This window comes from Variovorax sp. W1I1, from assembly GCF_030815625.1.
GTDB lineage: Bacteria > Pseudomonadota > Gammaproteobacteria > Burkholderiales > Burkholderiaceae_C > Variovorax > Variovorax paradoxus_C.
The window spans coordinates 814,696-836,614 of record NZ_JAUSWZ010000001.1 but is presented as its reverse complement, the minus strand read 5'-3'; the positions used below and the strand labels follow the sequence as shown (position 1 = coordinate 836,614).

The following is a 21,919-nucleotide window of genomic DNA, read 5'->3' as shown; positions in this document are numbered from 1 at the left end:
GGCATCAATTTCCGGAAGTCGCATCGGTTGCAATCCAGCCGCCGCCGGTCGCCGCGATCAGCGACACGCTGGCCGCGAGCTGGCGGCCGAGCACCTGCGCTGCGGTGCGTTGGTTAGTGAGCGAGAGCTGCTGCGCAGTGACCACGCTGAGGTACGTGGCAGTGCCGGCGCGGTATTGGCTCAAGGCCAGGCGCTCTGCCAGTTGCGAGGCCTGCACGGCCTGCGCCTGCAGTGCGGATTCGCGGTCGAGCACACGCAGCGTCGTGAGGTTGTCCTCGACCTGCTGGAAGCCGCCGAGCACGGTCTGCTTGTACTGCGCGACCGAGGCGTCGTACGCGGCCACGGCCTGGTCGGTGTGTGCCTTGCGCAAGCCCCCGTCAAACACCGTCTGTGCGAGCGCCGCGCCGAGCGACCACACGCGGCTGGGCGTGTTGAAGAGCGAAGCGAGGTTGCCGGCGCTGAAGCCGCCGCTCGCGCTCAGCACGATCTGCGGGTAGTACGCGGCCTTGGCGACGCCGATGTTGGCGTTGGCAGCCTGCACGCGGCGCTCGGCGCCGGCGATGTCGGGGCGGCGTTCGAGCAGTTCCGAAGGCAGGCCCGCGGGCGTGACGGGTAACTGCACGCGCAGCGCGGCGGTGGACGAGAGCGATGCGGCCGTCGTCTCTGCAGACGAGGCAAGCGGCGCCAGCGAGAAGGATGCGGGCGCCTGTCCCGTCAGCACGGCGACAGCGTGTTCGAGCTGGCTGCGCTGCGCTTCGAGGTCGACGGCCTGCGCTTCGGCGGTCTTGAGCTGGCTTTCCGCGAGCGCCACGTCGGAGCGCAGCACCGTGCCGGCCGCGTACTGGTGCTGCGTGAGTTCGAGCGCCTTGGCGTAGGCGGCCGTGGTGCTGGCGTACAGGTCGCGCTGCAGGTCGATGACGCGGATCTGCAGGTAGTCCTGCGCGAGCGTGGTCTGGATGCTGAGGCGGGCGCCGGCCAGGTCATCGGCGCTGGCTTGCGCATCGGCATTGCCGGCCTCGACGGAGCGGCGCACGGCGCCCCACAGGTCGGGCTCCCAGCTGGCGGCGAGGCCGAGGGTGTCGGTGGTCGCGCGCTTCGTGACGCCGGTGCTGTTGGTCTGCGCGCGGTTGGCGCCTGCATCGAGGCCCACGGTCGGGAAGAAGCCCGCGTGCGCCGCGGCCGCGATGGCCTGTGCCTCGCGGTATTGGGCTTCGGCGATGCGGATGTTCTGGTTGGCGGTGTTGGCCTGCACGACCAGCGCACTCAGCGTGCTGTCGCCGTAGGCCTCCCACCAGGGATGGCTGGCGTCGATGCGCTGCGGTGTCGCGGTCTTCCAGGGGCCGGTTTCCTTGTAGGCGGCCGGGACGTCCATCTGCGGGCGGACGTAGTCGGGGCCGACGGCGCAGCCTGCGAGGAGCAGTGCGGCCAGCGCGATGGCTGTCGCTTTGGGTGAAGGGGAAGTGGCGAAGAGAACCATGGTGGGTTCACTCTAAGAACCCGGTTCAAACCCTTCGCTGTCGATTAACTGACAGTTCTGACAGTTTCGGTTTTGCTCCCTCCCCCGCTGGGGGAGGGTTGGGGTGGGGGCACGACGGCGCTCGCCTTGGGCGCTCTGCCTGCCCCCATCCCGGCCTTCCCCCAGAGGGGGAAGGAGCAATGCACTTCAGCGCGGTGCGTCGCCCTTGCGGTATTCCGCCGTCAGTTCGTCGAGTTTCTGCTTGAGCGCCGGATCGAGCTTGTACTCGGCCGCAGCAATCGTCGCGTCGAGTTGCTCCGGCCGGCTTGCACCGAGCAGCGGCGCGGTGATCAGCGGGTTCGCCATCACCCACGCCACCGCCAGCGTCGCGAGCGGCACGCCCGCTTCGTCGGCCAGCTTGTGCAGTTGCGTCACGGTGTTGAAGCTGCGCTCGTTCCAGTAGCGATCCTGGTACATGCCGCCGGCCGTGCCGAGCGTGAAGCGGGTGTTCTCCTCGGGCTTCGCACCAGGCTTGTACTTGCCGGTGAGCAGGCCGCCGGCCAGCGGGTTGTAGGGAATCACGCCCAGCCCCTCTTCGCTCGCAAGCGGCAGCAGCTCGCGCTCGATCTCGCGGAACAGCAGGCTGTAGCGCGGCTGCACCGACACGAAGCGCGTGAACCGGTGCAGGTCGGACTTGCCGAGCGCGCGGGCCAGGCGATACGCCAGGAAGTTCGACACGCCGATGTAGCGCGCGCGGCCCGACTTCACGATCACGTCGAGCGCCTCGAGCGTCTCTTCGAGCGGCGTCTCGCGGTCGTCCATGTGGAGCTGGTACAGGTCGACGTGGTCGGTCTTCAGCCGCTTGAGCGAGAGGTCGATCGCGTCCAGCAGGTGCTTGCGCGATGCGCCCTGGTCCCAGGGATTCGGGCCGACCTTGTTGACCGCCTTGGTGGCGACGACGAAGCGGCGGCGGCCCGCGGGGCCCTGCTTCTCGAGCCAGTTGCCGATGATCTCTTCGGTACGGCCGGTGGTCTCGACGGTGCCGCCGAGCGGGTACACATCGGCGGTGTCGAGGAAGTTGATGCCGCCTTCGGCCGCCTTGTCGAGGATCTGGTGCGAAACCGCCTCGTCGGTCTGCAGGCCGAAGGTCATGGTGCCGAGGGCGAGGCGCGACACGGTGAGGCCCGTGCGGCCGAGGCGGGTGGTGGGAATGCTCATGGGGGCGCGCTCCGAGGGAGATGAGGGAGGATGGGGGGCGGCGGCCATCATAGGCACGGCCGCGCAATCCTGCAGGCACCGGAGATTTCAGGCGCGCGAGGTGCGCGCCGGCCGACTATGAAGCGCTCGGCGCGCGCCGAACGGCGCCCAGGCGCGCATCGGCCCGCGCACTCATGACGCCCCAGCCGAAGATGCCGATGCCCGCGAGCGCGAGCAGCGCGCCGACCCAGCCGGTCGAGGTCCAGCCCAGGCCCGCCGAAATGGCCACGCCGCCCAGCCACGCGCCGAGCGCATTGGCCATGTTGAAGGCCGAATGGTTGAGTGCGGCGGCGAGCGTCTGCGCATCGCCGGCCACGTCCATCAGCCGGATCTGCAAGGCCGGGCCGATGGCCACGGTGGTGCCGATGAGAAACACGCCGATGGCGGCCGTGACCACGTGCTGCGCCGCGAAGGTGAAGAGCGCAAGCACCACCGCCGCATACACGAGCACGCCGGCGATGGTGCGCATCAGTGACTTGTCCGCGAGGCGCGAGCCCACGATGTTGCCGGTCACCATGCCCAGGCCGAACAGCGCGAGCACGAAGGGCACGTTGTGCACCGACAGGTGGGCCACTTCAGTGAGCGTGGGCTTGATGTAGCTGAACACCGCGAACATGCCGCCGAAGCCGATGGCGCTGATGCCGAGCGTGAACCACACCTGCTTGCGCTTGAACGCGCCGAGTTCGCGCCATGGGCTGGCACCGGCCGCTGCGGCGATGTCGGGCACGTCGCGGCGCACGAGCACGATGGCCAACAGCGCGATCAAACCGACGAACACGAAGGCGGCGCGCCAGCCGAAGAACTGGCCGAGCCATGCGGCGATGGGCACGCCGACCAGCGTGGCGCCGGTGAGGCCGAGCATCACGAGGCCCACGGCGCGCGCACGGCGTCCGGGCGGCGCGAGCGTCGCGGCCACGAGCGCGGCGACGCCGAAGTAGGTGCCGTGCGGCAGGCCGGTGGCAAAGCGCAGCAGGTTGAGCGAGAGGTAGCCCGGCGCCATCGCGCTCGCAAAGTTGCCGGCCGCGAACACGGCCATCAGCGCGATCAGCAAGGCGCGCCGGCCCCACCCTGCCGCGAGCACGGCGAGCACCGGGGCGCCGACGACCACGCCGAGCGCATAGGCGCTGATGACGTGGCCGGCCTGCGGAATGCTCACATCGATGTCGCGCGCGACCTCGGGCAAGAGACCCATGATCACGAATTCGCCCGTGCCGATGGCGAAGCCGCCGACGCCGAGTGCGAGCACGGCCCGCAGAAAATTGACGGGCTTCGACGACGGGGAAGGAGAAACGGGAATGGCGGTGTCCGCGCTGTCCAGCGCGGGTGGGGAGGCGTTCAAGGCCAGGCTCCTGGGAGGGTGCCCGGCGGCGACGGGCAGCCTCGGATTTTAGGGTAAACCCTCAATCGAAGCCGATACGCAGATTCCAAGACCCTGCATCGGCGAGGCCTCGCGAGGCCCTGCCGATGGTCGATCAGATCGCCACGAGCTGGCGCACGCCCTGCGCTTCCATGTCCTTGCCGAGGCCGCGCGCGATGACCTCGCCGCGTTCCATCACGAGGTAGTCGTCGGCCAGCTCCTGCGCGAAGTCGTAGTACTGCTCGCACAGCACGATGGCCATGTCGCCGCGGTCGGCCAGCATGCGGATGACGCGGCCGATGTCCTTGATGATGCTCGGCTGGATGCCCTCGGTGGGCTCGTCGAGGATCAGCAGCTTGGGCTTGGGCGCAAGGGCGCGCGCAATGGCCAGCTGCTGTTGCTGCCCACCCGAGAGGTCGCCGCCCCGCCGGTTGATCATCTGCTTGAGCACCGGAAACAGCTCGAACAGCTCCGACGGAATGGGCGTGCTGCCGCTCTTGTAGGCCAGGCCCATGCGCAGGTTCTCTTCGACAGTGAGCCTTGCGAAGATCTCGCGGCCCTGCGGCACGAAGCCGATGCCCGCCCTCGCCCTGTCGTAGGGCGTGGCCTTCTGGATCGGCTTGCCTTCGAGTTCGATGCTGCCGCTCTTGATGGGCACGAGGCCCATCAGCGACTTGAGCAGCGTGGTCTTGCCCACGCCGTTGCGGCCCAGCAGCACGGTGACCTTGCCGAGCGTGGCTTCGAAGCTAACGTCCCGGAGGATGTGCGAGCCGCCGTAGTACTGGTGGATGTTCTTGACTGTCAGCATGGCATTGGTTCCTCCGTCAGCGGCCCAGGTAGACCTCGATCACGCGCTCGTCGGCCTGCACTTCGTCGAGCGTGCCCTGCGCGAGCACGGAGCCATCGCACAGCACGGTGACGATCTCGGAGATGGTGCGGATGAAGCTCATGTCATGCTCCACCACCATCAGCGAATGCTTGCCCTTGAGCGTGAGGAAGAGTTCGGCAGTGCGGGCTGTTTCTTCATCGGTCATGCCGGCCACGGGCTCGTCGAGCAGGAGCAGCTTCGGGTCCTGCATCAGCAGCATGCCGATCTCCAGCCACTGCTTCTGGCCGTGGCTCAGGTTGCCTGCCAGGCGCGACACGCTGTCGGCCAGGTGGATCGTCTCCAGCACTTCGGCGAGGCGATCGCTCTGTGCCGAATCGAGCCTGAACAGCATCGATGCGCGCACGCCCTTGTTGGTCTTGAGCGCGAGCTCGAGGTTCTCGAACACGGTCAGGTGCTCGAACACCGTCGGCTTCTGGAACTTGCGGCCGATGCCCAGCTGCGCGATGTCGGCTTCGCGGTGGCGCAAGAGGTCGATGGTGCTGCCGAAGAACACGGTGCCCGAATCGGGCCGGGTCTTGCCGGTGATGATGTCCATCATCGTGGTCTTGCCCGCGCCGTTGGGGCCGATGATGCAGCGCAGTTCGCCCGGTGCGATGTCCAGCGAGAGCTTGTTGATCGCCTTGAAGCCATCGAAGCTCACGCTCACGTCTTCGAGATACAGGATGCGGCCGTGCGTGACGTCGACCTCGCCCGGCGTGGCGATGCGGCCGAAGCCGGCCTCGCGGCCGCCCGATTCGGTGCTGCCGGTCACGTAGTGAATGCCGCTTGCGCGGGCGGCGCGCTCGGCGCCGGCTTCCATCAGGTCGGGCGTCATGCGCGGGCTCCCTTCACGTCGGCGGCGAGCGGGGCGTGCAGCGCCTCGGGCTCCATGCCCTGCCCTGCGGCCATGGCGCGTTGCGCTTCTTCGCGGCCTGCGCTCGGCGCGGCAGGCGCCGCCTTCTCGCGCGACAACCACTTCTTCACCAGACCCACGATGCCGTTCGGCAGGAACAGCGTGACAGCAATGAACAGCGCGCCCAGGAAATACAGCCAGTACTCGGGATACGCGACCGTGAGCCAACTCTTCGCGCCGTTCACGATGAACGCACCGATGATCGGCCCGATCAAGCTCGCGCGCCCGCCGACGGCCGCCCAGATCGCGATCTCGATGGAATTCGCCGCACTCATCTCACCCGGGTTGATGATGCCCACCTGCGGCACATACAGCGCACCGGCCACGCCGCACATCACGGCCGAGATCACCCAGATCGTGAGCTTGTACGGCAGCGGGTTGTAGCCCGAGAACATCACGCGCGTTTCCGCATCGCGGATGGCCTGCAGCACGCGGCCGAACTTGCTGCCGATGAGCCACTTCGCGAACAGGAAGAAGCCCAGCAGCGTGAGGCCGGTGAGCGCGAAGAGCGTCATGCGCATCTCCTGCGTGGCGATCGGGATGTTCAGGATGCGCTTGAAATCGGTGAAGCCGTTGTTGCCGCCGAAGCCCGTCTCGTTGCGGAAGAAGAGCAGCATCGCCGCGAAGGTCATGGCCTGCGTGATGATCGAAAAATACACGCCCTTGATGCGCGAGCGGAAGGCGAAGAAGCCGAACACGAAAGCGATCAGGCCCGGCACCGCGACGATGAGGATCAGCGTGGCGATGAAGCTGTCGCTGAAGGTCCAGTGCCAGGGCAGCGTCTTCCAGTCGAGGAACACCATGAAGTCCGGCAGGTCGCTCTTGTAGTTGCCGTCGCGGCCGATCTGGCGCATGAGGTACATGCCCATCATGTAGCCGCCGAGCGCGAAGAAGAGGCCGTGGCCCAGCGAGAGGATGCCGGTGTAGCCCCAGATCAGGTCCATGGCCAGCGCGCAGATGGCGTAGCACATGATCTTGCCGACGAGCGCCACGGCGTAGTCGCTCATGTGCAGCGGGCTGTCCGCGGGCACCCCCATGTTGAGCACCGGCGCCACCGCGCACACCACGATCAGCGCGACGAAGACGGCCGTCCAGCCCTTGCCGCTCAGCAGCGGACCCTTGGTAGGTAGTACGACCTTGCTCATGCCTCTGCGCTCCGGCCTTTCATTGCGAAGATGCCTTGTGGCCGCTTCTGGATGAAGATGATGATGAAGACAAGCACCGCGATCTTCGCGAGCACCGCGCCCGCCCAGCCTTCGATGAACTTGTTGAGAATGCCCAGCCCCAGTGCCGCATACACGGTGCCCGCGAGCTGGCCGACGCCGCCCATCACGACCACCATGAAGCTGTCGACGATGTAGCTCTGGCCCAGGTCGGGGCCGACGTTGCCGATCTGGCTCAGCGCGCAGCCCGCGAGACCCGCGATGCCGGAGCCGAGCGCGAAGGCGTAGGTGTCGATGCGCGCGGTGTTCACGCCCATGCACGAGGCGATCGGGCGGTTCTGCGTCACGCCGCGCACGAAGAGGCCGAGGCGCGTCTTGCCGATCAGCCAGCCCATGGCGAGCAGCACGAGCACCGCGAAGACGATGATGCAGATGCGGTTCCACGGCAGCGTGACGTTGCTCAGCATGGTGAAGCCGCCGCTCATCCAGCCGGGGTTTTCCACGCCGACGTTCTGCGCGCCGAAGAGCGTGCGCACGAGCTGCTGCAGCATCAGGCTGATGCCCCAGGTGGCCAGCAGCGTCTCCAGCGGCCGGCCGTAGAGGAAGCGGATGACGCCGCGCTCCAGCACCGCGCCCACCAGCGCCGATGCGAGGAACGACACGGGAATCGCGGCGACCAGGTACCAGCCGAACATCGACTCAGGAAAGTACTTCTGGAAGATGCCCTGCATCACATAGGTAGCATAGGCGCCGATCATCATCAGCTCGCCGTGCGCCATGTTGATGACGCCCATCAGGCCATAGGTGATGGCAAGGCCCAGCGCCGCGAGCAGCAGCACCGAGCCCAGGCTGATGCCGCTGAACACGGCGTTGATGCGGTCGCCCCAGACCAGCGCGCCGTCGATGTTGGCGATGGAGGCGGCAATCGCCGCCTTCACGTCGGCTTCGGTCTCGTCGGCCAGCCGCTGGTTCAGCAGTAGCTTGGTGTCGGGGTTGCGGTTGGCGCCCAGTTCCTTGGCGGCAGCGAGGCGCTTGGCCTTGTCGGCGCTGGTGAGCATGCCGGCGGCGCGCACGAGTTCGAGCTGCGCCTTGATCTTCGGGTTGGTCTCGGCGGCCAGCGCCTTCTCGACCATCGGGATGCGGGATTCGTCCGGCTCCTTGAAGAGCGCCTGCGCGGCCTCGGCGCGCACTGCGTCGTCTTTGCTCGTGAGCTTGAGCGCGGCCTGCGCGGCATCGAGCGCGCCGCGCATGAGGTTGTTGTTGACGACGTCTTCGGCGGTGTCGGGCACCTTCAGCTCGGCGCCGGTGACGGGGTCGAAGCCCTTGTCATCTTTCATCACGAAGACCTTGTCTTCGGTGTACTTCACGGCGTCATCGGACATGGCCTGGATGAACGCGGCTGTCTTGTCGTCGGCGGTGAGCACGGCCTTGTTGAGCGCGGCGATGCGGGCTTCGGATTCGCCGGAGGCGATGGCCCGGGCTTCGTCGGCGGTCAGCGCGTGGACGGCCGTTGCCATGAAGAGCATGGCGGCGAAGGCGCAGTGAAGGGTTCGTCGAAGCATCATGAATTCGTGTTGCCCCCTCTCCCCTTGGGGAGAGGGTGGGGTGAGGGCCTGGGGCCATCCAAACGAGTGCGGCGGCCAAATGGACCGCCGTTGCCCTCCCCCCCGCCCTCTCCCCGAGGGGAGAGGGAGCAAGGCAAGGGAGATGTCGATGAATTACATCGACTTGCCAGCGGGGTAATCCGGCTTCTTGTCGTTGCCTTCGATGTACGGGCTCCAGGGCTTCGCCTTCACCGGACCCGGCGTCTTCCAAACCACGCTGAACTGCCCGTCGGCCTTGATCTCGCCGATGAACACGCTCTTGTGCAGGTGATGGTTCTTCTCGTCCATCTTCGAAACGATGCCCGAGGGGGCCGTGAAGGTCTGGCCGGCCATGGCCGCGATCACCTTGTCGGTGTCGGTCGACTTGGCCTTCTCGACCGCCTGCTTCCACATGTGGATGCCGATCCAGGTGGCTTCCATCGGGTCGTTGGTGAGCGGCTTGTCCTTGTGGCCGGCGATGTTCTTGGCCTTGGCGTAGTCGCTCCACTGCTTGATGAACGCGGTGTTGGTCGGGTTCTTGATCGACATGAAGTAGTTCCATGCCGCCAGGTGGCCCACCAGCGGCTTGGTGTCCACGCCGCGCAGTTCTTCCTCGCCCACCGAGAAGGCGACGACCGGCACGTCCTTGGCCTTCAGGCCCGCATTGCCCAGTTCCTTGTAGAAGGGCACGTTGGAGTCGCCGTTGATGGTCGAGACCACAGCCGTCTTGCCGCCGGCCGAGAACTTCTTGATGTCGGCCACGATGGTCTGGTAGTCGCTGTGACCGAAGGGGGTGTACTTCTCGTCGATGTCCTTGTCAGCCACGCCCTTGCTCTTGAGGTAGGCGCGCAGGATCTTGTTGGTCGTGCGGGGGTAGACGTAGTCGGTGCCCAGCAGCACCCAGCGCTTGGCGCCGCCGCCTTCCTTGCTCATCAGGTAGTCGACCGCCGGAATGGCTTGCTGGTTGGGCGCGGCGCCCGTGTAGAACACGTTCTTGGAGAGTTCTTCGCCCTCGTACTGCACGGGGTAGAACAGCAGGCCGTTCATTTCTTCAACGACCGGCAGCACCGACTTGCGCGACACCGAGGTCCAGCAGCCGAAGATCACCGAGACCTTGTCCTGGCCGAGCAACTGCTTGGTTTTTTCAGCGAACAGCGGCCAGTTGGAGGCCGGGTCGACCACCACCGGCTCCAGCTGCTTGCCCAGCACGCCGCCCTTCTTGTTGATGTCGTCGATGGCCATCAGCACCGTGTCTTTCAACACGGTTTCCGAAATGGCCATCGTGCCCGACAGCGAGTGCAGCACGCCGACCTTGATGGTGTCGGCGGCGAATGCGGGCGCAGCAGAAATGCTGGCCAGCGCGACGGCGGCGGTGAGCGCCTTGAGTGTGAAACGACGTTGCATGTGGACTCCTGCTCCGGTTGGGTTGAACCTTGTCGCCGACGCTTGTCTGGCGATGGAGGGGAGTCTGCGGAATGCACCAAGAAGGGGAAATACGCCGGGTGGCGTACACGGAGGTACTCAGGCGGGCGGATCGACGGGAGCCGGGTACTTCTGCGCGTTGACGATCATCTTTCGCCGCGCCGCATCGATCAGGTCGATGTCGAGCTTGTCGGCGAGCTGCAGCAGATAGAGGAACACGTCCGCCATCTCGGCGCCGACCTCCGCACGCTTGGCGGGGTCGAGCGACCGGCTCTGCGCTTCGGTGAGCCACTGGAAATGCTCGAGCAGTTCGGCCGCTTCGACCGACAGCGCCGAGGCGAGGTTCTTGGGGGAGTGATAAGGCTCCCAGGCCCGGGCCTGCGCAAAGTCGCGCAGGGCCTGGACCAGCGATTTCAGTTCGGATTCCATGGCGCACCTGAGGTTCGGCGACCCGCTTGCGGCGGTCGCTCTGGGGGAAAGCCATCCTAGCCGGAGGCGGCGGCGGCGATGCCTCCCCGTAACAGCGGAGCCAGGTCGAGGGTGTACCGACGCAGGCAGATAGATCTCTATCCGTCCGCTATGCCCCCCGCACCGCCGTCGCGATCGCCTTGTCGAGCAGCTCCAGGCCCAGGTCGATCTCGCTGTCGCTGATCGTCAGCGGCGGCGCGATGCGGAAGACACCACCCATCGACGGCAGCTTCACGATGTTCATGCTCAGCCCAAGCTTCATGCATTCGCGTGTGACGGCCTCGCCGAGCTCGAAGGCCGGCTCGCGGGTCTCGCGGCTCGCGACGACTTCCAGCCCGAGCAGCAGGCCGCGGCCGCGCACGTCGCCGATGCATTCATGGCGCGACTGCAGCGTCTGCAATCCCTTTTGCAGGCGCTCGCCTGCGACGCGCGCCCGTTCGACCAGCCCATCGCGCTCCACGACCTCCAGCACCTTCAGGCCGACTGCCGCCGGCAGCGGGTCGGAGACGTGGGTCGTATAGAACAGGAAGCCGCGCGCGTGGGCCTCTTCCTCGATCGCGGCGGTCGTCACCATCGCAGCCAGCGGCAGGCCGGCGCCCAGCGTCTTGGAGAGCGTCAGGATGTCGGGGGCGACGCCGTCGCGCTCGCACGCGAACATCAGCCCGGTGCGGCCGACGCCGGTCTGCGCCTCGTCGAGGATCAGCAGCATGCCGCGCTCCTCGCACTTCTTCTTGAGCGCCGCCATGTAGCCCGGCGGCAGTTCGAGGATGCCGCCGCTGCTGAGGATGGGCTCGGCGATGAAGGCGGCGAGCGCGCCGGTGGACTGGCGGTCGACCTGCTCGAAGCCGTCGTCGAGTTCGCGACGCCAATCGAGCGCGCCCTCCACGGTCGTGAAGCGCGGGCGGTAGGCGTTCGGCGCCGGGATGGCGAACGAGCCTGCTGCCGCCGGACCGTAGCCCTTTCGCCCGGCGCTGTAGGTGGCCGCGGCCGCGCTGCCGGTCATGCCATGCCATGACTGCGTGAAGGCCACCACCTCGTGCCGGCCTGTGACGAGCTTGGCCATGCGCAGCGCCGCTTCGTTCGACTCCGCACCGGTGCTCAAGAGCAGGCAGCGCTCCAGCCCGGGCGGCGCGTGCCGCGCGATTTCGGCGGCGAGCGCCACCACCGGCCGCGACAGCATGCCGCTGAAGAGGTGGTCCAGCGAGCGGATCTGCTCCGTGACCACCGCCACGATGTCGGGATGCGAATGCCCAAGCAGCGCGCTCATCTGGCCGGAGGTGAAATCGAGGATGCCGCGGCCATCGGCGTCGTAGACGAAGCAGCCCTCGGCGCGCTCGATGATCAAGGGCTCGAAGCTGCCGCCGTAGCGCACCAGACGTTGCTTCGCCTGTTGCCAGAACCTGGGGTCGTCGTTGCTGCTCATATGGATGCGTGCCGATCAAAATGACGCACATTACGCAGCGGCGCACCCGCCGGGAAGCGAATTGTTTTGACATCAGCTATCAGGAGAATTCATGCCGTGAGCCAGTCGCTGGACATCGACCTTCTGCGCAGCTTCGTCGCCATCGCCGAGACGGGCGTGCTGGGCCAGGCGGCGCTCCGCGTCGGTCGCACGCAGTCGGCGCTCAGCATGCAGATGCAACGGCTCGAAGGCATCGTCGAGCAGCCGCTGCTGCACCGCACCGGCCGTGGCGTCACGCTCACCGCGACCGGCGAGCGGCTCCTCGTTCGCGCGGTCGAACTGCTGCGCAAGCACGACGAAGCGCTGGCCGAACTGCGCGGCGAGCAACTGTCCGGCGTGTTGCGCTTCAGTTGCCCCGACGACTATGCCGTCGTCTTCCTGCCGTACCTGCTGCAGAGCTTTGCGAGCCTGCATCCGCGCGTGCAACTGGAAGTGATGTGCGCGCCGACGCCGCGGCTGCACGAGCTGCTGGCGCGGCACGCGGTCGACCTGGCATTGGTGTCCGTGCCGGGTGGTGCCGCCGGCGACAACGTGATCCGCCGCGAGCCGCTGGTGTGGGTGGCGCACCGCGACGGCGCCGCCGCGTCGCTCGACCCGCTGCCGCTGGCGCTGGGCGCACCGGATGCACTGGACCACCGGCTGCCGCGGCAGGCCCTGGAAGCCGCGGGCCGCGCCTACAGGCTCGCGTACGCCAGCAGCAGCCTCTCGGGCCTGGTCGGCATGGCGCGCTCGGGGCAGGCCGTCATCGTGCTGACGCGCACGGCCGTTCCCGACGACCTGCAGATCCTCACGCCGGACCAGGGATTCCCCGAGCTGCCGAGCGTCGGCGTCACGCTGGCGTTTGATCGCGAGGCGCCCACGGCGTTGACGGCGGCGTTCGCGGCGCATGTCAGGAAGTTTCTTCCGGCGGCTTGAAGGTTTTCGGTCGACGGGTTCGTGATCTCGCCGGTCGGCCGCTCGCGGTCAGTGCTGGCGCGCTGCCCTGCGATGCAGCACCGCCACCACCAACGCCGACACCGTGAGATACAGCAGCGCGATACCGAATGCGGCGTCGTAGCTGGCCGCATCCGGCGCGCTGCCCAGCCGGCCATAGAACAGGATGCCGATCAGCGCGACGCCCAACGCGTTGCTCGCCTGCTGCACCATCGACAGCACACCCGACGCCACGCCCGCATGCTGCGGCGGCAACCCGGCGAGCACGGTGGACACCAGCGGCGCCATCACCATGCCGAGCCCCGCGCCTTGCACCAGCAGCAACGGCACCATCACGGCGACCACATGCGTGTGGCCGACCCATCCCGCCACGTTGACGAACTGCAGCGCATGCCCCGCTGCGAGCACGAGCGCGCCGAGGGCGATCGGCGGCTTGCCGCCGAAGCGGCGTGCCAGGCGCGCGCCGGCCATCGAGGTTGCGAAGAAACCGATCGCCAATGACGTGAAGACGATGCCCGAGCTCAGCGGGTCCAGCGCCAGGCCCTGCTGCAGGTAGAGCGCCAGCACGAAGTACAGCGACGCGTTGCCGACGTAGAAGGCCAACGTGGTGAGAAGTCCCATGACGAAGCGGCGGTTCGCAAGCAATGCAGGTGCGACCAGCGGCGCGCCGGCCGCCGCAGCCAGGCGGCGCTGCTGGAATGCGAATGCGGCCAGCAGCGGCACTGCGGCCGCGAGGCACAGCCAGCTCCACAGAGGCCAGCCCTGTTCGCGCCCTTCGACCAGCGGCAGCACCACGGCCACCGAACCGGCCGCCACAAGCAGCATGCCGACCAGGTCGAGCCTGCTGGTGCTGCTGTTCGCCAACGGCGGAATCACACGCGGTGCCAGCACCAGGGCCAGGAGGCCGATGGGCACGTTGATGAGGAAGCAGCTGCGCCAGCCGAGCCCCGCCAGTTCGGCATGAATCAACAGCCCGCCCACAAGTTGCCCCAGCGTGGCGCCGAGTCCCAGGGCGAGCCCGTAGGCCGCGAAGGCGCGTGCACGGTCTTCTCCGGTGTAGGCCAGGCCGATCATCGCCAGCACCTGCGGTTGCAGCAGCGCACCCGCCAGTCCCTGCAGCACGCGGGCCGCCACCAGCAACTCGGCATTCGGCGCGACGCCGCATGCGGCCGAAGCCAGCGTGAACAGAAGCAGGCCGAGCATGAACATGCGGCGCCGGCCGAAGAGGTCGCCAAGCCGGCCGCCAGTGATCAGGCCCGCGGCGGTGGCCAGGCCGTAGCCGGCCACCACCAGCTGCAAGGTCGCGGTGCTCGCGAGCAGCTCGCGCTGCATCGAGGGCAGCGCGACATTGACGATGAAGAAGTCCAGCACCACCAGGAAGGTGCCGCTGAGCATGACCCACAGGCCGAGCGGGCCGGGGCGCGCAATGGAAGAAGAAGAAGACGACGGGGCTGAGGCAGCGGCGATGCAGGATGACGACATGGTGCGTGCCAGTGTTCATCCGCGGCCCGCCGTGCGGCAATGACCTCGGAGGTCATGGCCATCCGCGCCCGGTTCTCGTCAGGCCTTGGCCGCGTGCTTGAACTGCGTCATCGCAAACGCCCAGGTCATGCGCGTGGCATCGGGCCCGGCCGCATCGCTGAACAGCAGCTTCGACGCCCCGCCGCTCCACGCATGCCCCAGTCCCGCGATTTCGCACAGCGAGACCACCGTGCGGCCCTTGCGCTTGAAATCGGTCACGCGCATCGGGCGGCGCTTGCCGCGCTGCACGTCGCGCGGCAAGCCGGGCCGCGCGCCCATCGCCGTAGCCCACACGGCCGCGCTGTTGACGGCGTTGCTGGGCGCGACCACCGCATCGGCATCGCCGTGCAGCACGAGCATCGGCGGCAGGGTCGCGAAGACGGCCGCGGCGCCCATCGCCTTGCCGACCGCGGTGACGGGCATCGGCGGCACGTTCTGGCCGCGCATCGCGCCGAGCGCGGTGGCCGACGACTTCGCGGCACCGGGCGCCACGCCCGAATGCATGACGACGGCGCGAAAACGCTGCGGATAGCGCGTGGCCACCAGCGCCGCCATGCTGGCGCCGGCCGAGAGGCCGGCCAGTGCGATGCGTTCGCGGTCCACCGGATAGAGCATGCAGGCCTGGTCGACCGCGGCCATCAGCGTCGCGGCCTCCGCGTCGGCTTTGCCGGAGCGGCGCTCGTACCAGTTCCAGCAGCCTTGGGGATGCGCGAGCCGATCCTGTTCTGGGTAGAGCACCAGGAATCGCTGGCGTGCCGCCAGTGCGTTCATGCGCGTGCTGGCCGCGAAGTCCCGGCCGGTTTGCCCGCAGCCATGCAGCATGACCATGAGCGGCAGCTTTTCGCCGGGCTTGAGCAGCAGGCCCGCGGGGCGGAACAGGTGATAGCCGCGCGCCCCGCCCGCACCGATCGCCATGCCGCTGAGCCAGTCACCCTTGCCGGGCGGCGGCTTCAAGCGCTTGGCGGTCGCACGTTGCACCTGGCCCGCCACACGCTTGCTGTTGCTGAGCGTGATCTTGGTGAGCGCCTTCAGGTTGCGCTCGTAGGCGCGGGCGAAGACGGAAGCGGTGGAACGACGGGCCATGGCGCAGTGTGCAGGCAAAGCGCCGGGCGGCCAAACGGCCGCCGAGCCCTCAATAGATCTCGGGAACGATCATGTTGGCGGGCACGGGCTGGCGCAGGTAGTCGTCATGGCGCACGCGCTCGGGCAGTTCGACCGGCGGATGCGCCACTTCCTGGTAGGGCAGTTGTCCCAGCAGATGGCTGATGCAGTTCAGCCGCGCCTTCTTCTTGTCGACCGCCTGCACCACCCACCACGGCGCCTCGGGGATGTGGGTGCGCTCCAGCATGATTTCTTTCGCCTTGGTGTATTCCTCCCAGCGACGGCGGCTCTCCAGGTCCATGGGGCTCAGCTTCCATTGCTTGAGCGGATCGTGGATGCGGCCGAGAAAGCGCATGTGCTGCTCGTCGTCGGTGATGGAGAACCAGTACTTGATGAGCTTGATGCCCGAGCGCACGAGCATCTTCTCGAACTCGGGCACGGTGCGGAAGAACTCCTCGTACTCGTCGTCGCTGCAGAAACCCATCACGCGCTCGACGCCGGCGCGGTTGTACCAGCTGCGGTCGAAGAGCACCATCTCGCCGGCCGCCGGCAGGTGCGCGGCATAGCGCTGGAAGTACCACTGCGTGCGTTCGCGGTCGTTCGGTGCGGGCAGCGCGGCCACGCGGGCCACGCGCGGATTCAGCCGCTGCGTGATGCGCTTGATGACGCCGCCCTTGCCCGCCGCATCGCGGCCCTCGAACAGGATGACGACCTTCTGCTTGCTGTGCTGCACCCAGTCCTGCAGCTTGACGAGTTCGCCCTGCAGGCGGAAGAGCTCCCTGAAATAAGCCTGGCGGGCCGCCTTGTCGGTCTGGGTGTTGACGCTGGCGGCGTCGAGCCCGTCGATGTTGCGGTCTTCGATCTCCAGCTCGAGCTCTTCGTCGTAGCTGTCGATCAGGTCGCGGGCGATGCGTTGCATCAGGTCTTCGTGGTCTGGAAGGGCGCTCGTCAGCATGATGAGGAAGGAAGAAGTGGGGGAAGAAAAAAGCATGCTGCACGCCCCATATGACTGCGGCGTGACGATTTGGCGGCGGGTTTTCGTAGGCCGACACGCCGTTGTCATATGCCGCGAACACCATGGGCAGCCACTCCAACAGCAAAAAAACGCCCATGAACACGCTCGCCGCCCCGACCACGGAGATGCCGGCCGCGCCCGCCGCGGCGCACCGGCCCAAGCTCGACGCCAAGCCCGGTCCGATCACGCTGATCACCTTCGTGGGCCTCCTGGCCGCGGGCCTGCTCTTCACGGCGTGGAGCCTGGTGGGCGACGTCACGGCCTCGGGCGCGCCCATGACGACCTGGGTGCCCTATATCTTGCTGGGCGTGGCGCTCCTGATTGCGCTGGGCTTCGAGTTCGTCAACGGCTTCCACGACACGGCCAATGCGGTGGCCACGGTGATCTACACACACTCGCTGCCGCCCAACTTCGCGGTGGTGTGGTCGGGCTTCTTCAACTTCCTGGGCGTGCTGGTGTCCAGCGGCGCGGTGGCGTTCGGCATCATCGCGCTGCTGCCGGTGGAGCTCATCTTGCAGGTGGGCTCGGGCGCAGGCTTCGCGATGGTGTTCGCGCTTTTGATCGCCGCGATCATCTGGAACCTGGGCACTTGGTGGCTCGGGCTGCCGGCGTCGTCGTCGCACACGCTGATCGGCTCGATCATCGGCGTGGGCATCGCCAACGCGCTCATGCATGGGCGCGACGGCACCAGCGGCGTCGACTGGGCGCAGGCGACCAAGGTGGGCTATTCGCTGCTGCTCTCGCCGATGGTGGGCTTCGGCTGCGCGGCGCTGCTGCTGCTCGCGCTGCGCGCCTTCGTGAAGAACCGCGCACTGTATGAAGAGCCCAAGGGCAGCACGCCGCCGCCGTGGTGGATTCGCGGCCTGTTGATCCTCACTTGCACCGGCGTGTCGTTCGCGCACGGCTCCAACGACGGGCAAAAGGGCATGGGCCTGATCATGCTGATCCTGGTCGGCACGGTGCCGATGGCCTACGCGCTGAACCGCACGATGCCCGCGAACGAAACGGTGAAGTTCGTCGCCGTCGCCGAGATGACGCAGAACGCGCTCAACCGCAACGTACCGACCTCGCTGCCCGCGCTGGCGCCGGCCGCGGCGCGCGATGCGCTCTCCACGTATGTGCGCACCCGCGAGTTCAACGACAAGGTCGTGCCCGCACTGGCCGCGACTGCCGGCAGCATCGGCGAGCAGGTGCGCAAGCACGGCTCCCTTGCCGCGGTGCCGGCCGAGGCCGTCGCCAACGTGCGCAACGACATGTACCTGGCCTCCGAAGCCATTCGCCACCTCGACAAGAGTGGCGCCGCGAAGTTCGACGACGAGACCAGGCTGCGCGTCGGCGCGTTCCGCCAGGAGCTGGACGATGCGACGCGCTTCATTCCGCTGTGGGTCAAGATCGCCGTGGCCATCGCGCTCGGCCTCGGCACGATGATCGGCTGGAAGCGCATCGTGGTCACCGTGGGCGAGAAGATCGGCAAGACGCACCTGAGCTACGCGCAGGGCGCGTCGGCCGAGGTGGTGGCGATGCTCACCATCGGCGCGGCCGACATGTACGGCCTGCCGGTATCGACCACGCACGTGCTCTCCTCCGGCGTGGCCGGCACCATGACGGCCAGCGGCTCGGGCCTGCAGATGTCCACGCTGCGCAACCTCGCACTCGCCTGGGTGCTGACGCTGCCGGTGGCCATGCTGCTGTCGGGCTCGCTCTACTGGCTCTTCACCCGTCTTTTCTGATCACGCACCTTGTCGTCGGCATTTCATGATCTCGCCGCCCAGTCATATGGGGGCGACGAAGCCGGGCTGATCTGCGGCTACCTTTTCGACGCCGCGGCGCCGGAGCCTGCACGGTCCATCGATTCGGCGCAGGCGGCGGCGTGGCTCGGCGCGCAGCCCGAAGACAGCGTTGTCGATGACGGCAATCGTGCGTATGTGTGGCTGCACTTCAATTTGAGTCACGCACAGGCTGAGCGCTGGCTCGTGCGGCACGCGAATCTCTCCGACACCTTCTACGAAACGCTGCACGAGGGCCTGCCCTCCACGCGCATCGAGCGTGCGGACGACTCGTTGATCGCGGTCATCAACGACGTGCACTTCGAGTTCAGCTTCGAGCCGTCGGACATTTCCACGCTGTGGATCAGCGTGGGCCCGCGCCTCGTGGTCACGGCGCGCACGAAACCCTTGCGCTCGGTCGATGCGCTGCGCACCGCAGTGAAGGCGGGCGACGCGCCACGCTCCAGCACCGAGTTGCTCGAACACCTGCTGCGCGCGCAGGCCGACGTGCTGGTGAAGATCGTGCGCGGCGTCACTTCGCGCATCGACCGCATCGAGGACGAACTGCTCGCTGGGCGCCTCGACCACAAGCGTGCGCGGCTCGGCGTGCTGCGGCGGTTGCTGGTGCGGCTGCAGCGCCTGCTGGCGCCGGAGCCGGCCGCCCTCTTTCGTCTGCTGCAAGGCCCGCCTGCCTGGATGGCCGAACCCGATGTGCAGGAGCTGCGCGGCTCGACCGAGGAGTTCTCGGTGGTGCTGCGCGACATGCAGGCGCTGCAGGAGCGCATCAAGCTGCTGCAGGAAGAGATCGCAGCCAACGTCAACGAGGACAACAACCGCAGCCTCTTCGTGCTGACGGTGGTGACGGTGCTGGCGCTGCCGATCAACATCCTCGCGGGCCTGTTCGGCATGAACGTGGGCGGCATTCCGCTCGCGGAGCACAAGCACGGCTTCTGGATCGTGGTGGCAATCGTTGCGAGCTTTACCGCGGTGGCGGCGTGGGCAGCATTCCGCAAGAAGCGCTGAGCCGCGTGCGGCGGCGCGTTAATGCTATTTATTTAGTAGCGTCTTAGGCAGCATCCATGCGCCCGCATCGGTGATCCAGACCCCCTAGAATGGCGGGGTGTCCTCCATTCTCAATGCCGATCTTCACTGCCATTCCGTGGTCTCCGACGGCACATTGACGCCTGAAGCGCTGGCTGCACGCGCAGCCGCCAACGGGGTCGAGCTGTGGGCCCTCACCGACCACGACGAGGTTGGCGGCCAGCACCGCGCAGCCGCTGCGGCGCGCGAAAACGGCATGCGCTACCTCACCGGCACCGAGATCTCGGTGACCTTCGCGAACGAAACCGTGCACATCGTCGGCCTGGGCTTCGACCCCGACGACGCCGCGATGACGCAAGGCCTCTACGACACGCGCGGCGGCCGTGGCAAGCGGGCGCAAGAAATGTCGGAGGGGCTGGCCAAGGTCGGCATCCACGGCGCTTATGAAGGCGCGCTCAGGTTCGTCGGCAATCCCGAATTGATTTCGCGCACGCACTTCGCGCGCTTCCTCGTCGAGCAAGGCCACTGCCGCGATACGCCCGAGGTGTTCCGCAAGTTCCTCACCGAAGGCAAGCCCGGCTACGTGCCGCACCGCTGGGCCTCGCTGAAGGACGCGGTGCACTGGATCACCGCTGCCAAGGGCATGGCCGTGATCGCGCATCCGGGCCGCTACAAGTTCACGGCCAACGAGGAGTACGCGCTGTTCCTCGAATTCAAGGCGCATGGCGGCCGGGCGATCGAGGTCGTCACCGGCAGCCACACCCCGGCCGAATACGTCGAGTACGCCGACAAGGCGCTCGAGTTCGATTTCGCCGCATCCCGCGGCAGCGATTTCCACAGCCCCGACGAGAGCCACTGCGATCTCGGCAAGCTGCCACCGTTGCCTGGCGCCCTCACGCCGGTGTGGGAACTGCTCGGCCACCGCATCCAGCAGTGAGCCAGAGCCCAGGGCCCGGCATCGACAGCGCGGCCGGCGCTGCACTCGCGAATGCACGCGCCGCGCAGCAAACGAGCCGCAGCAAGGAATCCGAACGCATCCTCGCGGGCATCGGCCTGGTGCTCGTCGCGGTGGCCTGCTTCGCCACCCTCGACACGGCCACCAAGGCGTCGACTGCCGGCGTGCCGATCTTGATGGGCGTGTGGTTTCGCTATGCCTTCCAGGCCGTCGCCACCACCGCGGTGCTGCTGCCGCTGCACGGCACGGCGCTGCTGCGCACCCAGCATCCGCGCTACCAGTTGCTGCGCGGCGCGCTGCTGCTGGTGTCGAGCACGCTGGCTTTCCTGAGCCTGCGCTACATGCCGCTGGCCGAGTTCACCTCGATCGTGCTGATCGCGCCGCTGGTCATCACGCTGCTCGCAGCGACCACGCTCAAGGAATATGTCTCGCCGCTGCGCTGGGCGCTGGTGGCGGGCGGCTTCATCGGCACGCTGGTGATCCTCAGGCCCGGCGGCGAAGCTTTCAGCTGGGCGATCCTGCTGCCGATCGGGCTGGTGCTGACCAACGCCTGGTTCCAGGTGCTCACCAGCAAGCTCGCGCAGACCGAGAACCCGCTCACGATGCATTTCTATACCGGCTGGGTCGGCGCGCTCATTGCGTCGCTCGCGCTGCCTTTCGTGTGGACCGCCCTGCCCTCATGGGAATGGTGGGCGCTGCTGTGCCTCATGGGATTCATGGGCACAGTGGGTCATTTCATATTGATCCTCGCCTACCAGCGCGCGCCGGCCTCCACGCTCACGCCGTATTTGTATGCACAGATCGCCTTTGCCATGCTGGGCGGCTGGCTTGTTTTTTTGCAAGTGCCCGACCGTTATTCGCTCATCGGCATCTCGATGATCGCGGTCTGCGGCGCCGCCGGTGCGTGGCTCACGGTGCGCGAGCGCCGCGTGCCCATCGAACCGGCGGAATCCTGATCAGGAGATAGTTTCATGGCCCAGTACTTCGAAGTCCATCCCGAGAACCCGCAGCAGCGGCTGCTCAAGCAAGCGGTGACGCTGCTCGCGCGCGGCGAGATCGTGGCCGTGCCCACCGACTCCAGCTACGCGCTGGCCTGCCACCTGGACGACAAGGACGCCGTCGACCAGCTGCGCCGCATCCGCCAGGTCGACGAGAAGCACCATCTCACACTGCTGTGCCGCGACCTCAGCGAACTGGCCAATTACGCGCGCGTCGACAACAAACAATACCGTTTGCTGAAGGCGGCGACGCCCGGTCCCTACACCTTCCTGCTCGAAGCGACGAAGGAAGTGCCGCGCCGCGTGAGCCATCCGCAGCGCAAGACCATCGGCCTGCGCGTGCCCGACCACAAGGTGCTGCTGGAACTGCTCGCGCTGCACGGCGCGCCACTGCTGGCCACCACGCTGATCGCGCCCGGCGAGACCGAGGCGCTGAACGACGCGCAGACCATTCGCGAGCGCTTCGAAAAGCAGATCGGCGCGGTCATCGATGCCGGCGCCTGCCCCTCGCAGCCGACCACCGTGGTCGACCTCACGCCCATGGGCACGGGCGACGATCCGGTCGTGGTGCGGCAGGGACGCGGAGCGCTTGCGGTGCTCGGTCTCTGAAAGAAGTTGGAACCGATAACTAATGCACGTC

The 21,919-nt window shown here is 67.4% G+C and carries 19 protein-coding genes; 6 read left to right on the top strand and 13 right to left on the bottom strand.

Features of this window, described 5'->3' with window-relative positions:
- Positions 1-4: 4 nt before the first annotated feature.
- The 10 genes from QFZ83_RS04110 to QFZ83_RS04065 all read right to left on the bottom strand — a co-directional run bounded on the left by QFZ83_RS04110 (position 5) and on the right by QFZ83_RS04065 (position 11,910).
- Complete coding sequence (locus QFZ83_RS04110; protein ID WP_307502964.1) at positions 5-1,477, bottom strand: efflux transporter outer membrane subunit; 1,473 nt, start codon at positions 1,475-1,477, stop codon at positions 5-7.
- A gap of 186 nt (positions 1,478-1,663) precedes the next feature.
- A complete protein-coding gene (locus tag QFZ83_RS04105; RefSeq protein ID WP_307502959.1) occupies positions 1,664-2,674 on the bottom strand; it encodes an aldo/keto reductase in 1,011 nt (336 codons plus the stop codon).
- Between the two features lie 115 nt (positions 2,675-2,789).
- Positions 2,790-4,052 (bottom strand): MFS transporter, encoded by a 1,263-nt coding sequence (locus QFZ83_RS04100; RefSeq protein ID WP_306880796.1) that lies wholly within the window; start codon positions 4,050-4,052, stop codon positions 2,790-2,792.
- Between the two features lie 133 nt (positions 4,053-4,185).
- Positions 4,186-4,878 carry an urea ABC transporter ATP-binding subunit UrtE gene (gene urtE / locus QFZ83_RS04095; protein WP_206175013.1) on the bottom strand — a complete coding sequence of 231 codons (693 nt, stop codon included), beginning with the start codon at positions 4,876-4,878 and terminating at the stop codon, positions 4,186-4,188.
- A gap of 16 nt (positions 4,879-4,894) precedes the next feature.
- The gene (gene urtD, locus QFZ83_RS04090) at positions 4,895-5,773 is read right to left on the bottom strand and encodes an urea ABC transporter ATP-binding protein UrtD (RefSeq protein WP_307502954.1); all 879 of its coding nucleotides are present in this window, start codon (positions 5,771-5,773) and stop codon (positions 4,895-4,897) included.
- On the bottom strand, positions 5,770-6,996 hold the full coding sequence (gene urtC, locus QFZ83_RS04085; RefSeq protein ID WP_307502951.1) for an urea ABC transporter permease subunit UrtC: 1,227 nt from the start codon (positions 6,994-6,996) through the stop codon (positions 5,770-5,772). The genes urtD and urtC overlap by 4 nt, the downstream gene beginning before the upstream one ends.
- The gene (gene urtB / locus QFZ83_RS04080) at positions 6,993-8,540 is read right to left on the bottom strand and encodes an urea ABC transporter permease subunit UrtB (RefSeq protein ID WP_307502948.1); all 1,548 of its coding nucleotides are present in this window, start codon (positions 8,538-8,540) and stop codon (positions 6,993-6,995) included. The genes urtC and urtB overlap by 4 nt, the downstream gene beginning before the upstream one ends.
- 192 nt (positions 8,541-8,732) lie before the next feature.
- Complete coding sequence (gene urtA / locus QFZ83_RS04075) at positions 8,733-10,001, bottom strand: urea ABC transporter substrate-binding protein (RefSeq protein WP_013543023.1); 1,269 nt, start codon at positions 9,999-10,001, stop codon at positions 8,733-8,735.
- Between the two features lie 117 nt (positions 10,002-10,118).
- A complete protein-coding gene (locus tag QFZ83_RS04070; RefSeq protein ID WP_306880802.1) occupies positions 10,119-10,448 on the bottom strand; it encodes a nucleotide pyrophosphohydrolase in 330 nt (109 codons plus the stop codon).
- A 148-nt stretch (positions 10,449-10,596) separates the two neighbouring features.
- Positions 10,597-11,910 carry an aspartate aminotransferase family protein gene (locus QFZ83_RS04065; protein WP_307502942.1) on the bottom strand — a complete coding sequence of 438 codons (1,314 nt, stop codon included), beginning with the start codon at positions 11,908-11,910 and terminating at the stop codon, positions 10,597-10,599.
- 96 nt (positions 11,911-12,006) lie between these two features.
- On the opposite strand from QFZ83_RS04065, the gene QFZ83_RS04060 reads away from it, so the two are divergent.
- On the top strand, positions 12,007-12,864 hold the full coding sequence (locus QFZ83_RS04060; protein WP_306880804.1) for a LysR family transcriptional regulator: 858 nt from the start codon (positions 12,007-12,009) through the stop codon (positions 12,862-12,864).
- A 48-nt stretch (positions 12,865-12,912) separates the two neighbouring features.
- Here the strand turns inward: QFZ83_RS04060 and QFZ83_RS04055 are convergent, their stop codons facing one another.
- The 3 genes from QFZ83_RS04055 to ppk2 form a co-directional block, all read right to left on the bottom strand.
- Complete coding sequence (locus QFZ83_RS04055; RefSeq protein WP_307502939.1) at positions 12,913-14,364, bottom strand: MFS transporter; 1,452 nt, start codon at positions 14,362-14,364, stop codon at positions 12,913-12,915.
- 78 nt (positions 14,365-14,442) lie between these two features.
- On the bottom strand, positions 14,443-15,486 hold the full coding sequence (locus tag QFZ83_RS04050; protein ID WP_306880806.1) for a PHB depolymerase family esterase: 1,044 nt from the start codon (positions 15,484-15,486) through the stop codon (positions 14,443-14,445).
- 49 nt (positions 15,487-15,535) lie between these two features.
- Entirely contained in the window at positions 15,536-16,459 is a 924-nt protein-coding gene (gene ppk2, locus QFZ83_RS04045) for a polyphosphate kinase 2 (RefSeq protein WP_306880807.1), read from the bottom strand.
- 155 nt (positions 16,460-16,614) lie between these two features.
- Between ppk2 and QFZ83_RS04040 the strand changes: the two genes are divergently transcribed.
- The 5 genes from QFZ83_RS04040 (at position 16,615) to QFZ83_RS04020 (ending at position 21,888) form a co-directional block, all read left to right on the top strand.
- On the top strand, positions 16,615-18,249 hold the full coding sequence (locus QFZ83_RS04040) for an inorganic phosphate transporter (RefSeq protein WP_307502936.1): 1,635 nt from the start codon (positions 16,615-16,617) through the stop codon (positions 18,247-18,249).
- 9 nt (positions 18,250-18,258) lie between these two features.
- Positions 18,259-19,308: a transporter gene (locus QFZ83_RS04035; RefSeq protein ID WP_307502933.1), complete on the top strand. Its 1,050-nt coding sequence runs from the start codon at positions 18,259-18,261 to the stop codon at positions 19,306-19,308.
- A gap of 97 nt (positions 19,309-19,405) precedes the next feature.
- A complete protein-coding gene (locus tag QFZ83_RS04030; protein WP_013543031.1) occupies positions 19,406-20,263 on the top strand; it encodes a 3',5'-nucleoside bisphosphate phosphatase in 858 nt (285 codons plus the stop codon).
- Positions 20,260-21,237 (top strand): DMT family transporter, encoded by a 978-nt coding sequence (locus tag QFZ83_RS04025; RefSeq protein WP_307502930.1) that lies wholly within the window; start codon positions 20,260-20,262, stop codon positions 21,235-21,237. The genes QFZ83_RS04030 and QFZ83_RS04025 overlap by 4 nt, the downstream gene beginning before the upstream one ends.
- A gap of 15 nt (positions 21,238-21,252) precedes the next feature.
- The gene (locus QFZ83_RS04020; RefSeq protein ID WP_013543033.1) at positions 21,253-21,888 is read left to right on the top strand and encodes an L-threonylcarbamoyladenylate synthase; all 636 of its coding nucleotides are present in this window, start codon (positions 21,253-21,255) and stop codon (positions 21,886-21,888) included.
- Positions 21,889-21,919 lie beyond the last annotated feature (31 nt).